Raw genomic sequence first — 15,346 nt, 5'->3', positions numbered from 1 at the left:
GTTGCAGAAAATGGTTTTACATTTTCTTTTTTAATGTTATATTAATTACGTCTTTGTGATTATATGAAGGAGGTATTTGATCCATGCGTATTGGAGTGCCTAGAGAAATAAAGAATAATGAAAACCGTGTAGCCATGACTCCAGCAGGTGTTGTGAACCTTGTTGGATTTGGACACGAAGTATACATAGAGAAAGAAGCAGGTATGGGCTCGGGTTTTATGGACGAGCAGTACGTGCAGGCTGGAGCTAAAATAGTTGATACAGCTGAAGAAGCATGGTCCATGGATATGGTCATGAAAGTAAAGGAGCCGCTTCCTTCCGAATACGGTTATTTCCGTGAAGGATTGATTCTTTTCACTTATCTACATCTAGCTCCAGAGCCTGAATTGACAAAAGCGCTTATCGACAACAAAGTGGTTGGGATAGCGTATGAAACGGTTCAGCTTCCAAACGGTTCCCTGCCGCTATTGACTCCAATGAGTGAAGTGGCAGGACGTATGGCAACGCAGATTGGGGCACAGTTCCTTGAGAAAATCAAAGGCGGAAAAGGAATCCTTCTTGGTGGTGTTCCAGGTGTTCGCCGCGGTAAAGTAACCATCATCGGTGGTGGTGTTGCCGGTACGAATGCTGCAAAAATGGCTATCGGTCTTGGTGCCGATGTCACAATCCTTGATTTGAACCCGGACCGTTTGCGTCAGTTGGATGACATCTTTGGAAAAGACATTCAGACTTTAATGAGTAACCCGTTGAACCTGGAAATAGCAGTGAAGGAATCCGATCTTGTTATCGGTGCCGTTCTTATTCCAGGAGCTAAAGCACCAAAGCTTGTATCAGAAGAAATGATACAATCCATGGGTGCCGGTTCTGTTGTAGTCGATATCGCTATCGACCAAGGCGGAATCTTTGAGACAACCGATCGCATTACAACGCATGATGATCCTACTTATGTGAAGCATGATGTTGTGCATTACGCAGTAGCAAACATGCCAGGAGCTGTTCCACGTACGTCGACTATTGCATTGACCAACGTAACAGTGCCGTATGCAGTGCAAATCGCGAACAAAGGCTACAAGCAGGCATGCTTGGACAACGAGGCGCTATTAAAAGGTATCAATACCTTGAATGGCTATGTAACCTATGCCGCTGTTGCAGATTCTCATGGTTTGGCTTACGAGAGCGCAAGCACATTATTATCAAAAGCTTGATATAGAAGACCGAACATGGTGGAGCCCCACTTGTTCGGTCTTATTTTATATAGCAAGGATGAATAAAAATGAACCTTTTTACGGAACGAGCTATTACGATCATGAAACAGATTCCTGCTGGAAAAGTGATGAGCTATGGGCAAGTTGCGGCTTTGGCGGGAAGTCCGAGAGGCGCTCGCCAGATTGTCCGGATTCTTCACTCCATGAGTAGAAAACATGATATCCCCTGGCATCGTGTTATCAATGCAAAGGGTGAGATTGGATTCAAGGATGAGCGACAGCTGTTTGAACAAAAAAGAATATTGGAAATGGAGCAAATCATTGTAGATGAAAATAACAGAATCGATTTGGACAAATACCGTTACCTGCCGCCAGATGGACTGTTTTTCTAAAATAGTTAGAATAGTTAAAATTGCGGATTATTTTAAAACATATTAATCTCCTTCATTTAGTGGCCGATATAAGTTAGGTACACTAGTTGAAGGAGTTTTTTTATGAAAAATAGCCGTGTTTTGATCTTATTTATTACTATATTACTATTATTGGGAGGTTGCTCCCAGCAGGAGATTACCGTTGATATGAAGGATACTGTCAGTGTCGGAATCATGCTGTCGGATGTGGGACTCGGAGATCAGTCCTTCAGTGATGCTGCATTTACGGGGCTTGTCCGTTCCAGGGATGAATTGGGGATTGTTTTTTCCTATAAGGAGCTTTCGGAAACAGGCACCTATGAAAAAGGACTACTGGAATTGGTGGAAGAAGATCATGACCTGATTGTTGGTTTAGGTTTCATGGTACAGGAGGATCTGGAAAAAGTCGCCTCTGATTTTCCAAAACAGAACTTTATATTGGTGGATTCGGTTTCGGAGCTTCCAAATATCACATCAATTACGTTCAAAGAAAATGAAGGAAGCTTTCTGGCTGGTGTTTTGGCTGCCCAAACTACTAACTCCAAGAAATTGGGCTTCGTAGGAGGAGCTGATGTGCCGCTCATCCGAAAATTCCTTTCTGGATTTGAGCAAGGAGCGAAAGCGATCGACCCTAGTATCGAAGTGGTATCCCATTTTGCCAATGATTTCGGCAATAGTGACTTAGGTTCACAGCTTGCAAAAAAGTTGATGGATGAAAATGTGGACGTTCTCTATGCCGCAGCTGGCTTAACCGGTGTAGGTGTCCTAAAAGAAGCCCAAACCCAAGGTAAGCTTGCTATTGGAGTGGACAGCGATCAATTCTTTTTTGCTGAAAAGGCCGTTATATCCTCTATGATGAAGAATGTGGACATCGCATTATACAATATCATAGATGAATATACCAAAAGTCCGGAGATACCTTCCGGAACCATTGAATTAGGCTTGGTGGAAGGTGGAGTCGGTCTTGCACCGATCAGGGTCATCACGCACTCCACTATCGATCAGGAAGAGCTGGAGGAGTGGAAAGAAAATATCATGGACGGAACGATTACCGTAAAGTGAGGAGAATAAGATGACGATCAAAAGAAAACTAATACTCAATTCCACTGCGGTTCTTATCGTTGCACTCATCATGGTCGCCACTATCATTTTTCAAATGATTTCCATGCAGACTAGTAACCGCGATGTTGTAGATGTTCTTGTGAATGTTCAAAAACTGGAATCAAGTACGCTGACATTGAAACAGAGCCTGAATAATGCATCGATTTTAAACAATGACGCGAGTAAGCATGAGGTCAAGGTAGCAAGGGATCACACACTCTCCTGGTTCAAGAAGCTGGAGGAAACATTATTCGACAAAGAGAGCAGAGGATACTTGGAAAACGCTGCAATGAAGCTGGAACTGTTGAACAATTCGACCGTTTCAGCATTGAATGCCAATGACAACGCAGAGCTAAAACGCCAGTCTGTCCGTGTAGATGGTATTTCCAATGATATCTACATGCTCAATATGTATGTAACGGAATATTACGATCAAGTGCAGACCAATCTGGAAAAACAGGTAAAGTCCATAGTGGTATCTGCCATTATCGGAGCTGTAATACTCATCATCTTTTCCATCGCTTCTTCATTAAGGATGACATATGCCATTACCCGACCGTTGGATCGCATTGCCGAGCAGGCAAGGGAAATTGCGGACGGAAACCTTCAGGTGGAGCCGTTTGTCTATAATAAAAAAGATGAGCTTGGCCAATTGAATCATTCATTCCAGCAAATGTCTGAACAGCTGCATCACTTGATAAAAGAAGTTCAAGTGGCAAGTGATCAGGTCAACAGCTTCGCTACGCTTGTGGAAGCCGAAAATGCCACTTTGAGTGAAATTACAAAGCAGATTGCGGTATCGACAGATGAACTGTCTGCAGGAGCCCAATCCATTTCAAGCGAGCTACAGGACTCTGTGCATATGATTTCTGATATGGATGAGCATTTTTCCTCCAATGTTGTCATTACAAAAGAGAGCAAGGAGCTGGCCCAAAAGGCTAAGGCTGCGGTGGATACCGGCTTGGGGACGCTTCAGTCCCAAGAAAAAAATGTGGAGGAAACACAGCTTGCGACTCAATCCATTGAACGGGCAACCAAACAGTTCCAATCCTACGCCGAGAAAATTGAAGATGTTGCGGCCTCTGTATCTTCCATTTCAGAGCATACCAACCTGTTAGCATTAAATGCTGCCATAGAGGCTGCAAGAGCAGGTGAAGCTGGAAAAGGCTTTGCTGTTGTAGCAACAGAGGTGAGAAAGCTAGCTGATGAATCAAAAAACCTGATGACAGAAGTGTTCTCGGTTATTGGGGAATTGAAACTGGGGCTTGAAGAAGTAGTGGTATCCGTCGGGCATGGTGTGACTATGTCCCTAGAGCAAAAAGAGACCATGACGCTCACTTCCAAGTCATTTCATGTGATACAGGAAAGCATGGAGCTGATGGACGCGCAAATCTCCAACCTTGTCCAGGGTGTTTCCAAGTCAAAGGAACTCGGCGAACACGTCCTCTCCAATGTCGATAATATCAGCGCAGTGGTAGAAGAGACAGCAGCAGGCAGCGAAGAAATCAGCGCCGCCACCACAGAACAAGTCCACGCATTCACCAACCTGAGTGAAAAAGTTCTTGAACTGAAGGAACTCACAGTAAGTCTGCAGCAATCCATCTCGAGATTCAGAGTTTAATTAAAATCACGGAAGCATTCCAATTGGGGTGCTTCTTTTTTTGATGTAAAAAAATATAATGATAGATATTCCCCAAATCAAGGTGTAAAATTATTAAAAATAACTTATTAATATTTAATATTTGCTTTCATAAACTATATTGTTGTTTTTATGTATTCCAGCAGTTGATTGGAGCAATAGGCGAAGACTCCTGCGGGAGATAGCGGTAGGCTGGAGACCCCACAGGGCAAAGCCCGAGGAGGCTCCAGCATCGCCCCGCGGAAAGCGCAGCCTATTCCGGAAATCAACTGCGGTCTTTAGAGGAGTCGAATAATTTATCACTCCTAGCAACTGAAAAATCAGAATATTAAAACTGTTAAAGAGGTCGATGAAGTTGACACACGATGTAACTATTAAAGAACAAACCATTTTTCATCACACGGGAAATAAAATAATCACAGAAGATAGAGAAATAAACATAATTGCTAGATTGGAAGAACCATTAATAGTAGTCCTTGGCAATGTTTTAAGTGATGCTGAATGTGACGAATTGATTATACAGTCAAGAGATAGGATGCAGCGTTCAAAGATTGGTAATGCGCGTGAAGTCGATGAACTCAGAACAAGTAGCAGTATGTTTTTTCAAGAAGGTGAAAATGACATTATTGCCAGAATTGAAAAAAGAACCTCACAGATTATGAACATTCCTGTTGAACATGGAGAAGGACTTCAAGTTCTTAACTATAAAATAGGACAAGAGTATAAAGCTCATTTCGATTTTTTTTCATCAGCCAGTAGACCGGTAAACAATCCGAGAGTAAGCACCCTGGTCATGTACTTGAATGACGTGGAGGAGGGTGGAGAGACATATTTTCGTAAACTGAACTTTTCAGTGGCTCCAAAAAAGGGGATGGCGGTGTATTTCGAATACTTTTATGATAATCATCATTTGAACGAACTGACTTTACATGGTGGTTCTCCAATTATCAAGGGGGAAAAGTGGGCAGCAACACAATGGATGAGAAGGAAAAGATATAAATAGATTTGAAAAATGGTCAGAGTTATTAAAAAACTCTGACCATTTTATCTATTATGCTTTAATAATCTGCAGGTCTTTCGGATAGCTTGTGAGGATCTCAATTCCGCTTTCTGTCACCAGGATGTCATCCTCGATTCTTACGCCACCAACTGACGGCTTGTAGATGCCAGGCTCGACAGTGAACGCCATTCCTTTTTGGAGAAGCATGGTATTCGTGGCATTCATGGATGGATATTCATGGACCTCAATGCCGAGGCCATGGCCGATGCGATGCGTGAAATACTCGCCATATCCTTTTTCTGTGATGATGGAGCGGGCAGTACGGTCTATCAGTCCGATCTCAACGCCAGGCTTGCAAATTTCAAGTGCCGAGGTTTGGGCTTTCAGAACTGTTTCGTAAATATCCTGCTGCTTTTCGCCTACATCCCCGAATGCGACCGTTCTGGTAATGTCAGAGCAATAACCATTCAGGACAACGCCGAGGTCGAACAGTACAAGGTCGCCATGCTGGATAGTCTCGAGTCCAGGTTTACCGTGTGGAGAAGCCGTCTTTTCCCCTGCAAGTGCCATGGTGGAGAAGGACATCTGGCTTATCCCCTTTTTCTTTAGTTCGTATTCAATAATGGCCACAAGCTCCTGCTCTGTGCGCCCTTTTTTAATGTTATGTACGCCTACTTCCACTCCGTAGTCAGCAAGCTTTGCCGCCTCACGCAATATGGAAATCTCATCCTCATCCTTGGTCAGGCGAAGCTCATACATCTTCACTTCCGCGGAAGTAAATGCAGCTTGAGGGAAAATCTCCTGAAGCTTTTGGAAACGTGAAACCGTCATATGTTCCTGTTCGATCGCAAGCTTTTCGATTGTAACGTTACGCTTTGCTATATCTTCCTTCACTTTTGCCCATGGATCGTCCGTGTCGTCATACCCTATGATTCCATACGTCCAACCGCTTTTCTTCACTTGCTCCCTCTCCATATTCGGACAGACAATTGCTGGCTCGCTGTCAGGAAAAACGAGAAGCCCCAATAGACGCTCATGTGGATCTGTGTAGAATCCTGTGAGGTAAAAAACGTTAGGTGTGGAAGTTAAAAAACATGCGGAAAGATTTTCTTCTTTTACCCAATGTACGAGCTGTTTCAGTCGTTGTTCTTTCATTTCTATCACTCCTTTTAGATCATTCCACTTACAAAGTATGTGTGTTTTACATTTAGATTAGCAGGGAATCATACATCTGTAAAATTAAAAGGAGGATTTCTCCCTTTTGGAAGAGAAACTATGGTAGAAATCTATCGATAGGAGAGGATAGTTATGAAGGTTTCATTTCATGGTCACTCTGTTGTGAAAGTGGAAACGAAGGGAAAAACAATATTGTTTGATCCGTTTATTACAGGGAACGGCAGTACCGATCTTAAGCTTGAGGATGTAAAAGTTGACGTGATCCTCCTCACGCATGGGCACAATGACCACGTAGGAGATACGGTAGATCTTGCCTTGAAAAATGATGCCTTGGTAATTGCACCATTTGAGCTTGCTGAATACCTCGAATGGCAAGGCTTGAGAACACACGGGATGAGCATTGGCGGTTCCCATACCTTTGATTTTGGAACGGTAAAACTGACCCAGGCTTTCCACAGCTCAAGCTATACGGATTATGAATCTAAAACAATCGTCTATGCTGGTATGCCAAGCGGAATCTTGCTGACGGTAGATGACAGAACGATTTATCACGCCGGTGATACAGGTCTATTCTCAGACATGAAAATGATCGGGGAACTTAACGAGATTGATCTGGCCTTCCTGCCGATTGGAGACAATTATACAATGGGACCTGAGGATGCTTTGCGGGCTGCAAAATGGCTGGATGCAAAGCGGGTGGTTCCCATCCATTACAATACCTTCCCGGTAATCGAACAGAACCCGGACGAATTTGTTGCAAGACTGTCAAGGGGGACAGGCCTTGTGATGAAGGTAGGAGACACAATAGATTTGTAACGAGAAGAGAAGCAGAAATCCCTGCTTCTTTTTTTTGGCCTTAAGAATATATATAGAACAAGCTGTTAATAGAGTGGGAGGGACTGTAGATGAAGAATAGAATTCTGCTAAGCTTGCTTTGTATCGGGGCATTATTGTATGTGGCAGTGCCAAGGCTTCCGATGGGAGAAGACGGGCTTGCCGGCTGGTTTGCGCTTGCCTGGCTCGTTGTATGTTTGATGGCAATCGGGGGGAATATTGCAGCACTTATGTATCTTCCAAAAAGAAAGCGCATCGTCAGCAAAGTGAAAATCGAGCAGGAAAAAAGGGTGCGTTTGCGCCAATATTAGTAAACTCATTGAATCCACCACCTTTCCACCGTATAATAAAGGGATAAATAATTAGTTGGACGGGTGAAGAGTGTGACAAAGCATGAACAAATTATCCATTTTATTGAAGAACTGCCAATCGGGGAGAAGATTTCTGTTCGTCAGATCGCGAAAGAGCTGACTGTGAGTGAAGGGACAGCATATCGGGCGATCAAGGATGCGGAAAACAAAGGCTACGTCAGTACCATAGAACGTGTAGGTACGATCCGCATCGAACGAAAAAAGAAAGAGAACATCGAAAAGCTGACATTTGCTGAGGTTGTCAATATTGTGGATGGACAAGTGTTGGGCGGAAAAGAAGGGTTACATAAAACCTTGAATAAATTCGTCATCGGCGCCATGAAACTGGAGGCAATGATGCGTTATACGGAGGCGGGCAATCTATTGATTGTCGGTAACCGGACGAATGCCCATCAGCTTGCAATTGAAGCGGGAGCCGCTGTGCTTATCACAGGCGGATTCGATACAGACGAGCATGTGAAAAAGCTCGCAGACGAAATGAAGCTTCCGATCATTTCCAGCAGCTATGATACTTTTACAGTGGCAACGCTGATCAACCGAGCCATCTATGACCAGCTCATCAAAAAAGAAATTGTACTGGTTGAGGACATTTTGACTCCTATTGAAGCGACAACCTATCTGACGACCGAGGATACAATCAAGGACTGGTATAAATATAACGAGGAAATCAAGCATAGCCGTTTTCCGATAATAGACAAGAACCTGAAAGTCCAGGGGGTTGTCACATCCAAAGACGTACTCGGAAAAGATAATGGACTTCTGATTGAAAAAGTGATGACGAAAAATCCGATTACCGTCAACGGAAAAACGTCCGTTGCATCCGCAGCGCATATCATGGTGTGGGAAGGCATTGAGATGCTGCCTGTCGTCGATCCAAACCATCGCCTGCTTGGCATCATCAGTCGCCAGGATGTCCTGAAGGCGCTGCAGATGATCCAAAGGCAGCCACAGGTCGGGGAAACGCTGGACGACATCGTGACCAATCAATTCGTGGATGTAACAGAGACAAAAGGGGAGGAACACTACCAAAGCGAAGTGACTCCTCAGATGACGAACTCTGTTGGGACCATATCCTATGGTGTATTTACAACAATCGTCACGGAAGCGGCAAAACGGGCAATCCGTAACCTGAAAAAGGGTGATATGGTTGTGGAGAATATCACCATCTACTTTATCAAGCCTGTTCAGATTGATAGCATGATCGAGATTAAACCGAAGATACTTGAGGTCGGGCGTAAGTTCGGAAAAGTGGACGTAGAAGTCTACCATGAAGGCGCCGTTGTCGGAAAAGCGATGATGATGGTGCAGTTGATGCAATAAAAATAGAGAACCGGATCCCCAAACCCTGGGAATCCGGTTCTTTTGGGCTATTGGAGGGATGTGAAATACGGTTTATGCACAAAAACATTAACGTTATGCATAAAACCTTCTGCGTGGTAATTAACCATCAAATCCCTCAACATGGAACCGACAAGTCAATTTTCGTTCCAACCGGACTGTTGCAACCACACAATCTAGTCGAATCTCACAAAAAAAAGCCGCCTCTTATAAGGCAGCTTTCTTACGTCTGTAATCTATCAATTAGTAACGGTCTTTTCTTTCATTTCCTGTTCTTTTACATATTCCGCTTCTTTGATTGCATATGGAAGGTAGAAGCGGTATGACTTAAGTCCGGCCCAAAAGCTGGCTGCACCCACCAAGATCAGTACGACTCCGACCACAATCGCCACAGTCGACAACGGATTAATAATCGTATTCAAACCAAAGAAAAAGACGAAGCTGCCCAGAGCCATACTGGATTTCGCGCTTAGCCATTTCTTTTCAGCAGGCAATTGGGTACGGAAGTATTTTACTTTATAGAACAAGTAGAAAATGAACGAGAAAATGATCAAAAATACAAAAATAGGCATGCAGGAACACTCCTTATATGTGAACTAGTTTCATTTTAACAAAAGATTGCCACCTTATTGTAACGTGTTCGTGACAAAAATTCTACTTTTGCTCCCAGTTGATAGCGGTGGTACCCTTTATATCACTTTGATATTGAGAGAAACTATGATTAAATGAAAGTAATGAAACAGATAAATGAGGGATAGTATGAAGCAGCAAATAATAGATGAAATCAAGGCCCATGACACGATTATTGTTCACCGTCATGTTCGTCCGGACCCTGATGCATATGGATCTCAATGTGGACTGGCTGAAATCATCAAAGAGTCTTATCCAGAGAAGATGGTGTACAGAGTAGGAAAAGCGGAGGAATCCCTGAACTTCCTTAGCAGATTGGATGAAATACCTGATTCCAGCTATGAAGGGGCACTCGTGATTGTCTGTGATACGGCCAATGCGGAACGAATCTGTGATGAGCGGTATAAGCTGGCGAGTAAGCTAATAAAAATCGACCATCATCCGAACGATGACAAATATGGAGACCTGGTCTGGGTAGATACGGATGCAAGCTCTACAAGCGAAATGATCTATGAACTTTATCTTGCAGGAGAGCATCAGGGCTACCGAATGACAAAAGAAGCGGCAAGGCTGATCTTTGCAGGGATTGTCGGGGATACAGGACGATTCCTTTTCAAAAGCACCAACACCAAAACCTTTCAGTATGCAGGCGAGCTATTAAGCTATGGTTTCTCCATGACCGACCTTTATAATGAGCTTTATAAAATGAAGCTTCATGTTGCAAAGCTGAGTGGGTATGTGCTGGAAAACTTCACCTTGCATGAAGAGGGGGTCGCTTCCATGAGAATCACAAAAGAGATTCTTCAGCGTTACAACGCATTGCCTTCCGAAGCGTCTCAGCTAGTTGGAATGCTTGGCAACCTCGAAGGAATCAAGGCATGGGTTTTCTTTATCGAGGAAACAGATCAGATCAGAGTACGACTCCGTTCCAAAGGTCCGATTGTAAACCAGGTGGCTAAGCGCTATAACGGCGGGGGGCATCCTCTGGCATCAGGAGCTTCGATCTACCAGTGGGATGAAGCGGAGAATGTACTGAGTGATTTAATTGAAACGTGCAGAGCGCAATTGCAGGGAGAATAAAAGATAGAGGCTGACGTCATCCGACTCCAGCCTCCCATCACTCCACCTTCACGATCATAAGACCAATTTCAATGGTCGTATCAATATAAAGGTCTTCCACATGAAAATAGTATTTCTTTTCATCCAGTTCGTAGCTTTTGTTTTCTATCGTTTTTTTCAAGAGCTCCTTATTGTCCTTGATACCTTTGACTTCCTTTGCGATGAGATGATTCAAGTCCTTTTTTATTCCTTCTATGACGGAAAACCGAGTCAGGGATCCCAACATGTACTTGTCATGATTGATAATGATGATCTTGATATCCTGCACCTTCAGTTTATCTTTCTCCTCTTTAAGTTTTTCATTGTCTTCTATTAAAATATGATATCTTGCTTCAGACAGCTCCAATTGTTTTTTTGCTTTTATCAATTCACCAACCTGCCGCTCCTGAATGGCTCCATACAAAACCAAGAACACTACCCAACCAATGACTGCACCAAGCACGACTCCTGAAAAGAATAGCTGCCAGCTTGGCTCTTTATGATAAGGAGGCACCCGCATCTCAGAGGTCTTCCTGTGTCAGCCAGCTGATGATCAAAGCACCTGTCTGAGCGCCGCCGGTTGCTGAAATAATCAGGAGTAGCTGTTTAACAAGGAATTTTGTCTCCCCGTTAAACAGTCCTTTTTCAAGATTATAAAAAGTATCAAATGTTCCACCGATGGCCGCCACAATAGCCCATATCTTCAAACTGTTTGCAAGCCGGAAAATCCTTGTCAATGGTGCATCCCCCACTAAAAAGGCGGCAATACCACCTATGATGGCCCCGCCGATAATGACTCCGATCGCTATAAAGAAGCTGAATAGCATTGTTGCTACAAATGGATCCTTTACATCCATGCCCATCATCCTTTCTGTCATTATTTATATATATGGACAGGGAGTAGGAAGTATGATGTGTTAGACTTAGGTTATCAGGATTGTTTTTTAATAAAAGGAAAATTTATAATAAATTCAGGATTAGTTAGTAAGGTGTGATAAAAATGAGTGTCGTCCATTTACATATAATGAGCTCTTTCAGTTTGTTGAACAGTTCGGTACGATTCGGACAGCTGATTGACAGAGCAAAACAACTTGGATTAACCTCTCTTGCATTAACGGATGAAAATGTGATGTATGGAGCGGTTGATTTTTATAAAGCATGCAAAAAAGCGGATATCAAGCCGATTATCGGACTGAAACTATCTGTTTTGAATTCTGAGGAGGATGTGGAAAGCAGTTCGATTGTATTGCTTGCAGAAAACATGCAAGGCTACACAAATCTGATGAAGCTCTCGAGCATTGTACAAACAAAGTCACCTCAAGGGGTCCCGAAAAAATGGCTCAAGCACTATGCTGCGGGTTTGACCGCGATACTCTCTGCAACAGAATCGGAACTGGCTTGGGTGGAAGAAATGGAAGCAATTGAAAGCATCGTCAAGCAGTATACAGAAATGTTTGGCAAGCCGCATGTATTTCTCGGTATCGATCGAAACACCAAAGAAGCTTATGACAAATCGGAAGCTCTCCGTAAATCCCTGACATTGCCTATCGTAGCATTAAGTAAAGTCCAATACACGGTGCAGGAGGATGCTTTTGTCTATGAATGTCTCCGTTCGATCAAAGAGGGAGTGAAGCTTGAATCCCTGCCGAAGACCGCTCCCCACTATTTACGAAATGTCAACGAGATGATGGAGTTGTTTCAGGATATTCCTGAAGCGATGGAAAATACCTATCTCATCAGCCAGAGATGCCAGGTTCACATACAATTTAATCAGAATGCATTGCCGAGCTATCCTGTCGAGGATGGTCTTTCCGCTGATGAGTATCTTGAAGAACGATGCTGGCTCGGGCTCACGGACCGCTTGGGTGAGGTGGACGAAACATATAAAGAACGGCTTCGTTATGAATTGAAAGTGATAAGGGGCATGAAGTTCAGTGATTATTTCCTGATCGTTTGGGACTTTATGTATTTTGCCAGAAAAGAAGGCATTCTCACAGGACCGGGGCGTGGTTCAGCTGCCGGTTCACTGGTAGCCTACAGTCTTTATATTACGGATGTCGATCCAATCGAGCATCAGCTTCTATTTGAGCGATTCCTGAACCCCGAGAGGATAACGATGCCTGATATCGATATCGATTTTCAGGACAATAGGCGTGACGAGGTCATTCAATATGTGGCCCGGAAGTATGGGGAATTGCATGTAGCCCAGATCATCACCTTTGGGACCCTCGCTGCCAAGGCAGCCTGGAGGGATGTCAGCAAGGTGCTGAACCTGTCCGGTAAAGAGGTCGATATGATATCCAAAATGATTCCATCGAGACCAGGCATCACCCTTGACGCGGCTTATCAGGAAAATGAGCAGTTAAGAAGAGCAATCAATGAAACAGAGGAGCGGAAACGGGCATTTGCCGCTGCGAAGAAAATAGAAGGTCTTCCAAGACACAGCTCTACTCATGCTGCAGGCGTGATCATCAGCCATAAGCCTTTAACGGAAATCATTCCGATCCAATCAGGTCACGAGGATATCTACCTTACCCAGTTTACAATGGAGACGCTCGAGGAACTCGGACTTTTAAAGATGGATTTTCTCGGTCTGCGCAACTTGACAATGATCCAGAACATTCAAAACCAGTTGAAAAAGTCGAAGAAGTCCTACAAAAGCATGGAAGAACTTCCAGCTGACGATCTTTCTACCTTTAAACTGCTTAGTGATGGGGACACATCAGGCATCTTCCAATTGGAGTCTCCGGGAATGAAAAAGGTGTTAACAAGACTGAAGCCGACGTCCCTCGAAGACATTGTTGCTGTCAATGCCCTTTATCGTCCTGGTCCAATGGAGCAGATTCCACTCTTTATTGACAGAAAGCACGGAAAGAAGAAAGTGGAATATCTTCATCCTGACCTGGAGCCGATTCTTAAAAATACGTATGGTGTCATCGTATATCAGGAACAAATTATGCAGATAGCGGCTGTTATGGCTGGATTTTCGCTTGGAGAAGCGGATCTGCTAAGACGAGCGGTGGGGAAGAAAAAGAAAGAAGTGCTGGCAGAAGAGCGTAATCATTTCGTAAGCGGTTGCTTAAAAAAGGGTTATGACGAGACAACTGCCAATCAGGTGTATGATTTGATCGTCCGCTTTGCTGATTACGGATTCAACAGAAGCCATGCCGTGGCATACAGTATGATTTCTTATGAATTGGCCTATCTTAAAGCCAATCATCCTGTCATTTTCATGGCAACTTTGATGAGTGGTGCGGTAGGCAGTGAACAGAAGGTGGCCCAATACATCAGTGAGGCAAAAAGAAAGGGAATCACCGTATTGCCTCCTTCCATCAACAAGAGCGGCTATTACTTCCAGGTGGAGAATAATAAGATCAGGTTCAGCCTGCTCACCTTAAAGGGTGTCGGCGGTCAGATCATAAAAGCCATCGTGGAAGAGCGCAGGAAAAAGGAATTTGAGGACCTCTTTGACTTTTGCATACGGCTTTCCAATAAGGTTACCAGAAAAGCAATGGAAACCCTCATCTATGGTGGAGCACTTGACGAATTCAATGAAGATCGGGCCACCCTTCTCGCCACCCTGGATGTAGCCCTTCAACATGCAGAATTGATGATGCCCGCAAACGATGATCAAATCGACTTTTTCATTGAAGAGGAATTTTCCCTGAAACCTAAATATGTGAAGGTGGAGCCTCTTCAACTGACAGAACAGCTTCAACTTGAAAAAGAAGCGCTGGGATTCTATTTATCTAAGCATCCTACAGAACCTTTCTCGGCCTATTTCCAACTGGGGGGGACGGCCTTTATCCAGGATATCCTTGGGGGAGATGCGAAAAGGGCCAAGTTTGGCGTATTCGTAACAGCCGAGCGTATTATTCGTACAAAGAAAGGTGATCTGATGGCCTTCCTTACTTTGTCCGACCAGACGGGAGATCTAGAGGCGGTAGCCTTCCCGGATTTATATAGAAAATTCTCCTCTGTCCTGAAAACCGGCCAAACAGTTCTTGCTGAAGGAACCCTTGAGCTGAGGGATGGCAAGGAGCAGTTGATTCTGAAAAATGTGATGAACATGGATACTTTAAAAGAAACATATGCACACTTGGTGGGAAACATCTATTTGCAGATTGAAGAGCATCTGCATGGGGGAGATGTCCTGCAAAAGGTGCAGAAGGTGCTAAAGGAACATCACGGCCCATCTCCTGTTTACCTTCACTATATCAAAGAGAAAAAAACAATCAGACTGCAGCCTGCTTATCATGTCACGCCAACAGTTGCCTGTTTGGATGCCCTGAAGGAATTGCTAGGTGAGGCGAATGTGGTTTTCAAAAAATCTTTACAATAATTAATATTATGCTATAGTTAACAGGAAGGTGGTCTGACCACCTTCCTGATTCAGTTTAATACTTCCGCTTTTCTTCTACTCCTAGTAAAATAAAAGCATATGAGAATGATATCTCCTATCGAATATAGAAGGACTATCATTATAATATTTTCTAGCAATAGCACTTATCATGGTGCGCAAGCCATTTAATCAAGGGGGACCA

Annotated in this window: 14 protein-coding genes; 10 read left to right on the top strand and 4 right to left on the bottom strand. The window is 43.7% G+C overall.

Annotated elements, in window-relative coordinates:
* The first annotated feature begins 83 nt into the window (after positions 1 to 83).
* The 5 genes from ald to ACQCT5_RS14365 all read left to right on the top strand — a co-directional run bounded on the left by ald (position 84) and on the right by ACQCT5_RS14365 (position 5,358).
* Positions 84 to 1,205, top strand: a complete 1,122-nt coding sequence (ald, locus tag ACQCT5_RS14385) for an alanine dehydrogenase (protein ID WP_499642695.1) — start codon at positions 84 to 86, stop codon at positions 1,203 to 1,205.
* Positions 1,206 to 1,273: 68 nt separating this feature from the next.
* Entirely contained in the window at positions 1,274 to 1,597 is a 324-nt protein-coding gene (locus ACQCT5_RS14380) for an MGMT family protein (RefSeq protein ID WP_499642694.1), read from the top strand.
* A 102-nt stretch (positions 1,598 to 1,699) separates the two neighbouring features.
* Complete coding sequence (locus ACQCT5_RS14375; RefSeq protein WP_499642693.1) at positions 1,700 to 2,677, top strand: BMP family lipoprotein; 978 nt, start codon at positions 1,700 to 1,702, stop codon at positions 2,675 to 2,677.
* 10 nt (positions 2,678 to 2,687) lie between these two features.
* The gene (locus tag ACQCT5_RS14370; RefSeq protein WP_499642692.1) at positions 2,688 to 4,337 is read left to right on the top strand and encodes a methyl-accepting chemotaxis protein; all 1,650 of its coding nucleotides are present in this window, start codon (positions 2,688 to 2,690) and stop codon (positions 4,335 to 4,337) included.
* Between the two features lie 367 nt (positions 4,338 to 4,704).
* A complete protein-coding gene (locus ACQCT5_RS14365) occupies positions 4,705 to 5,358 on the top strand; it encodes a 2OG-Fe(II) oxygenase (protein WP_499642691.1) in 654 nt (217 codons plus the stop codon).
* Positions 5,359 to 5,406: 48 nt separating this feature from the next.
* On the opposite strand, the gene ACQCT5_RS14360 is transcribed toward ACQCT5_RS14365, so the two are convergent.
* The gene (locus tag ACQCT5_RS14360; protein ID WP_499642690.1) at positions 5,407 to 6,510 is read right to left on the bottom strand and encodes a M24 family metallopeptidase; all 1,104 of its coding nucleotides are present in this window, start codon (positions 6,508 to 6,510) and stop codon (positions 5,407 to 5,409) included.
* A gap of 153 nt (positions 6,511 to 6,663) precedes the next feature.
* Between ACQCT5_RS14360 and ACQCT5_RS14355 the strand changes: the two genes are divergently transcribed.
* From ACQCT5_RS14355 to ACQCT5_RS14345, 3 genes are all read left to right on the top strand, one after another.
* A complete protein-coding gene (locus tag ACQCT5_RS14355) occupies positions 6,664 to 7,347 on the top strand; it encodes a metal-dependent hydrolase (RefSeq protein WP_499642689.1) in 684 nt (227 codons plus the stop codon).
* Positions 7,348 to 7,436: 89 nt separating this feature from the next.
* The gene (locus tag ACQCT5_RS14350; RefSeq protein ID WP_499642688.1) at positions 7,437 to 7,676 is read left to right on the top strand and encodes a hypothetical protein; all 240 of its coding nucleotides are present in this window, start codon (positions 7,437 to 7,439) and stop codon (positions 7,674 to 7,676) included.
* A gap of 72 nt (positions 7,677 to 7,748) precedes the next feature.
* Positions 7,749 to 9,056: a DRTGG domain-containing protein gene (locus ACQCT5_RS14345; protein ID WP_499642687.1), complete on the top strand. Its 1,308-nt coding sequence runs from the start codon at positions 7,749 to 7,751 to the stop codon at positions 9,054 to 9,056.
* A 257-nt stretch (positions 9,057 to 9,313) separates the two neighbouring features.
* Here ACQCT5_RS14345 and ACQCT5_RS14340 read toward each other — a convergent pair whose 3' ends face one another.
* Positions 9,314 to 9,646: a YtpI family protein gene (locus ACQCT5_RS14340; RefSeq protein WP_499642686.1), complete on the bottom strand. Its 333-nt coding sequence runs from the start codon at positions 9,644 to 9,646 to the stop codon at positions 9,314 to 9,316.
* A 187-nt stretch (positions 9,647 to 9,833) separates the two neighbouring features.
* Between ACQCT5_RS14340 and ACQCT5_RS14335 the strand changes: the two genes are divergently transcribed.
* Positions 9,834 to 10,784 (top strand): DHH family phosphoesterase, encoded by a 951-nt coding sequence (locus ACQCT5_RS14335; protein WP_499642685.1) that lies wholly within the window; start codon positions 9,834 to 9,836, stop codon positions 10,782 to 10,784.
* A 37-nt stretch (positions 10,785 to 10,821) separates the two neighbouring features.
* Here ACQCT5_RS14335 and ytrI read toward each other — a convergent pair whose 3' ends face one another.
* Both ytrI and ytrH read right to left on the bottom strand, forming a co-directional pair.
* Complete coding sequence (ytrI, locus tag ACQCT5_RS14330) at positions 10,822 to 11,322, bottom strand: sporulation membrane protein YtrI (RefSeq protein WP_499642684.1); 501 nt, start codon at positions 11,320 to 11,322, stop codon at positions 10,822 to 10,824.
* A gap of 1 nt (position 11,323) precedes the next feature.
* A complete protein-coding gene (gene ytrH / locus ACQCT5_RS14325; protein WP_386642814.1) occupies positions 11,324 to 11,659 on the bottom strand; it encodes a sporulation membrane protein YtrH in 336 nt (111 codons plus the stop codon).
* Between the two features lie 143 nt (positions 11,660 to 11,802).
* On the opposite strand from ytrH, the gene dnaE reads away from it, so the two are divergent.
* A complete protein-coding gene (gene dnaE / locus ACQCT5_RS14320) occupies positions 11,803 to 15,144 on the top strand; it encodes a DNA polymerase III subunit alpha (RefSeq protein ID WP_499642683.1) in 3,342 nt (1,113 codons plus the stop codon).
* Positions 15,145 to 15,346: the final 202 nt, after the last annotated feature.

The organism is Sutcliffiella halmapala (genome assembly GCF_050107295.1).
Taxonomy (GTDB): domain Bacteria; phylum Bacillota; class Bacilli; order Bacillales; family Bacillaceae_I; genus Sutcliffiella_A; species Sutcliffiella_A halmapala_A.
This window is presented reverse-complemented; position numbering and strand designations above follow the sequence as displayed.

Coding starts and splice junctions, on each gene's coding strand:
- ald (WP_499642695.1), top strand. CDS start 84: ATGCGTATTGGAGTGCCTAGAGAAATAAAGAATAATGAAAACCGTGTA.
- ACQCT5_RS14380 (WP_499642694.1), top strand. CDS start 1,274: ATGAACCTTTTTACGGAACGAGCTATTACGATCATGAAACAGATTCCT.
- ACQCT5_RS14375 (WP_499642693.1), top strand. CDS start 1,700: ATGAAAAATAGCCGTGTTTTGATCTTATTTATTACTATATTACTATTA.
- ACQCT5_RS14370 (WP_499642692.1), top strand. CDS start 2,688: ATGACGATCAAAAGAAAACTAATACTCAATTCCACTGCGGTTCTTATC.
- ACQCT5_RS14365 (WP_499642691.1), top strand. CDS start 4,705: ATGAAGTTGACACACGATGTAACTATTAAAGAACAAACCATTTTTCAT.
- ACQCT5_RS14360 (WP_499642690.1), bottom strand. CDS start 6,510: ATGAAAGAACAACGACTGAAACAGCTCGTACATTGGGTAAAAGAAGAA.
- ACQCT5_RS14355 (WP_499642689.1), top strand. CDS start 6,664: ATGAAGGTTTCATTTCATGGTCACTCTGTTGTGAAAGTGGAAACGAAG.
- ACQCT5_RS14350 (WP_499642688.1), top strand. CDS start 7,437: ATGAAGAATAGAATTCTGCTAAGCTTGCTTTGTATCGGGGCATTATTG.
- ACQCT5_RS14340 (WP_499642686.1), bottom strand. CDS start 9,646: ATGCCTATTTTTGTATTTTTGATCATTTTCTCGTTCATTTTCTACTTG.
- ACQCT5_RS14335 (WP_499642685.1), top strand. CDS start 9,834: ATGAAGCAGCAAATAATAGATGAAATCAAGGCCCATGACACGATTATT.
- ytrI (WP_499642684.1), bottom strand. CDS start 11,322: ATGCGGGTGCCTCCTTATCATAAAGAGCCAAGCTGGCAGCTATTCTTT.
- ytrH (WP_386642814.1), bottom strand. CDS start 11,659: ATGGATGTAAAGGATCCATTTGTAGCAACAATGCTATTCAGCTTCTTT.
- dnaE (WP_499642683.1), top strand. CDS start 11,803: ATGAGTGTCGTCCATTTACATATAATGAGCTCTTTCAGTTTGTTGAAC.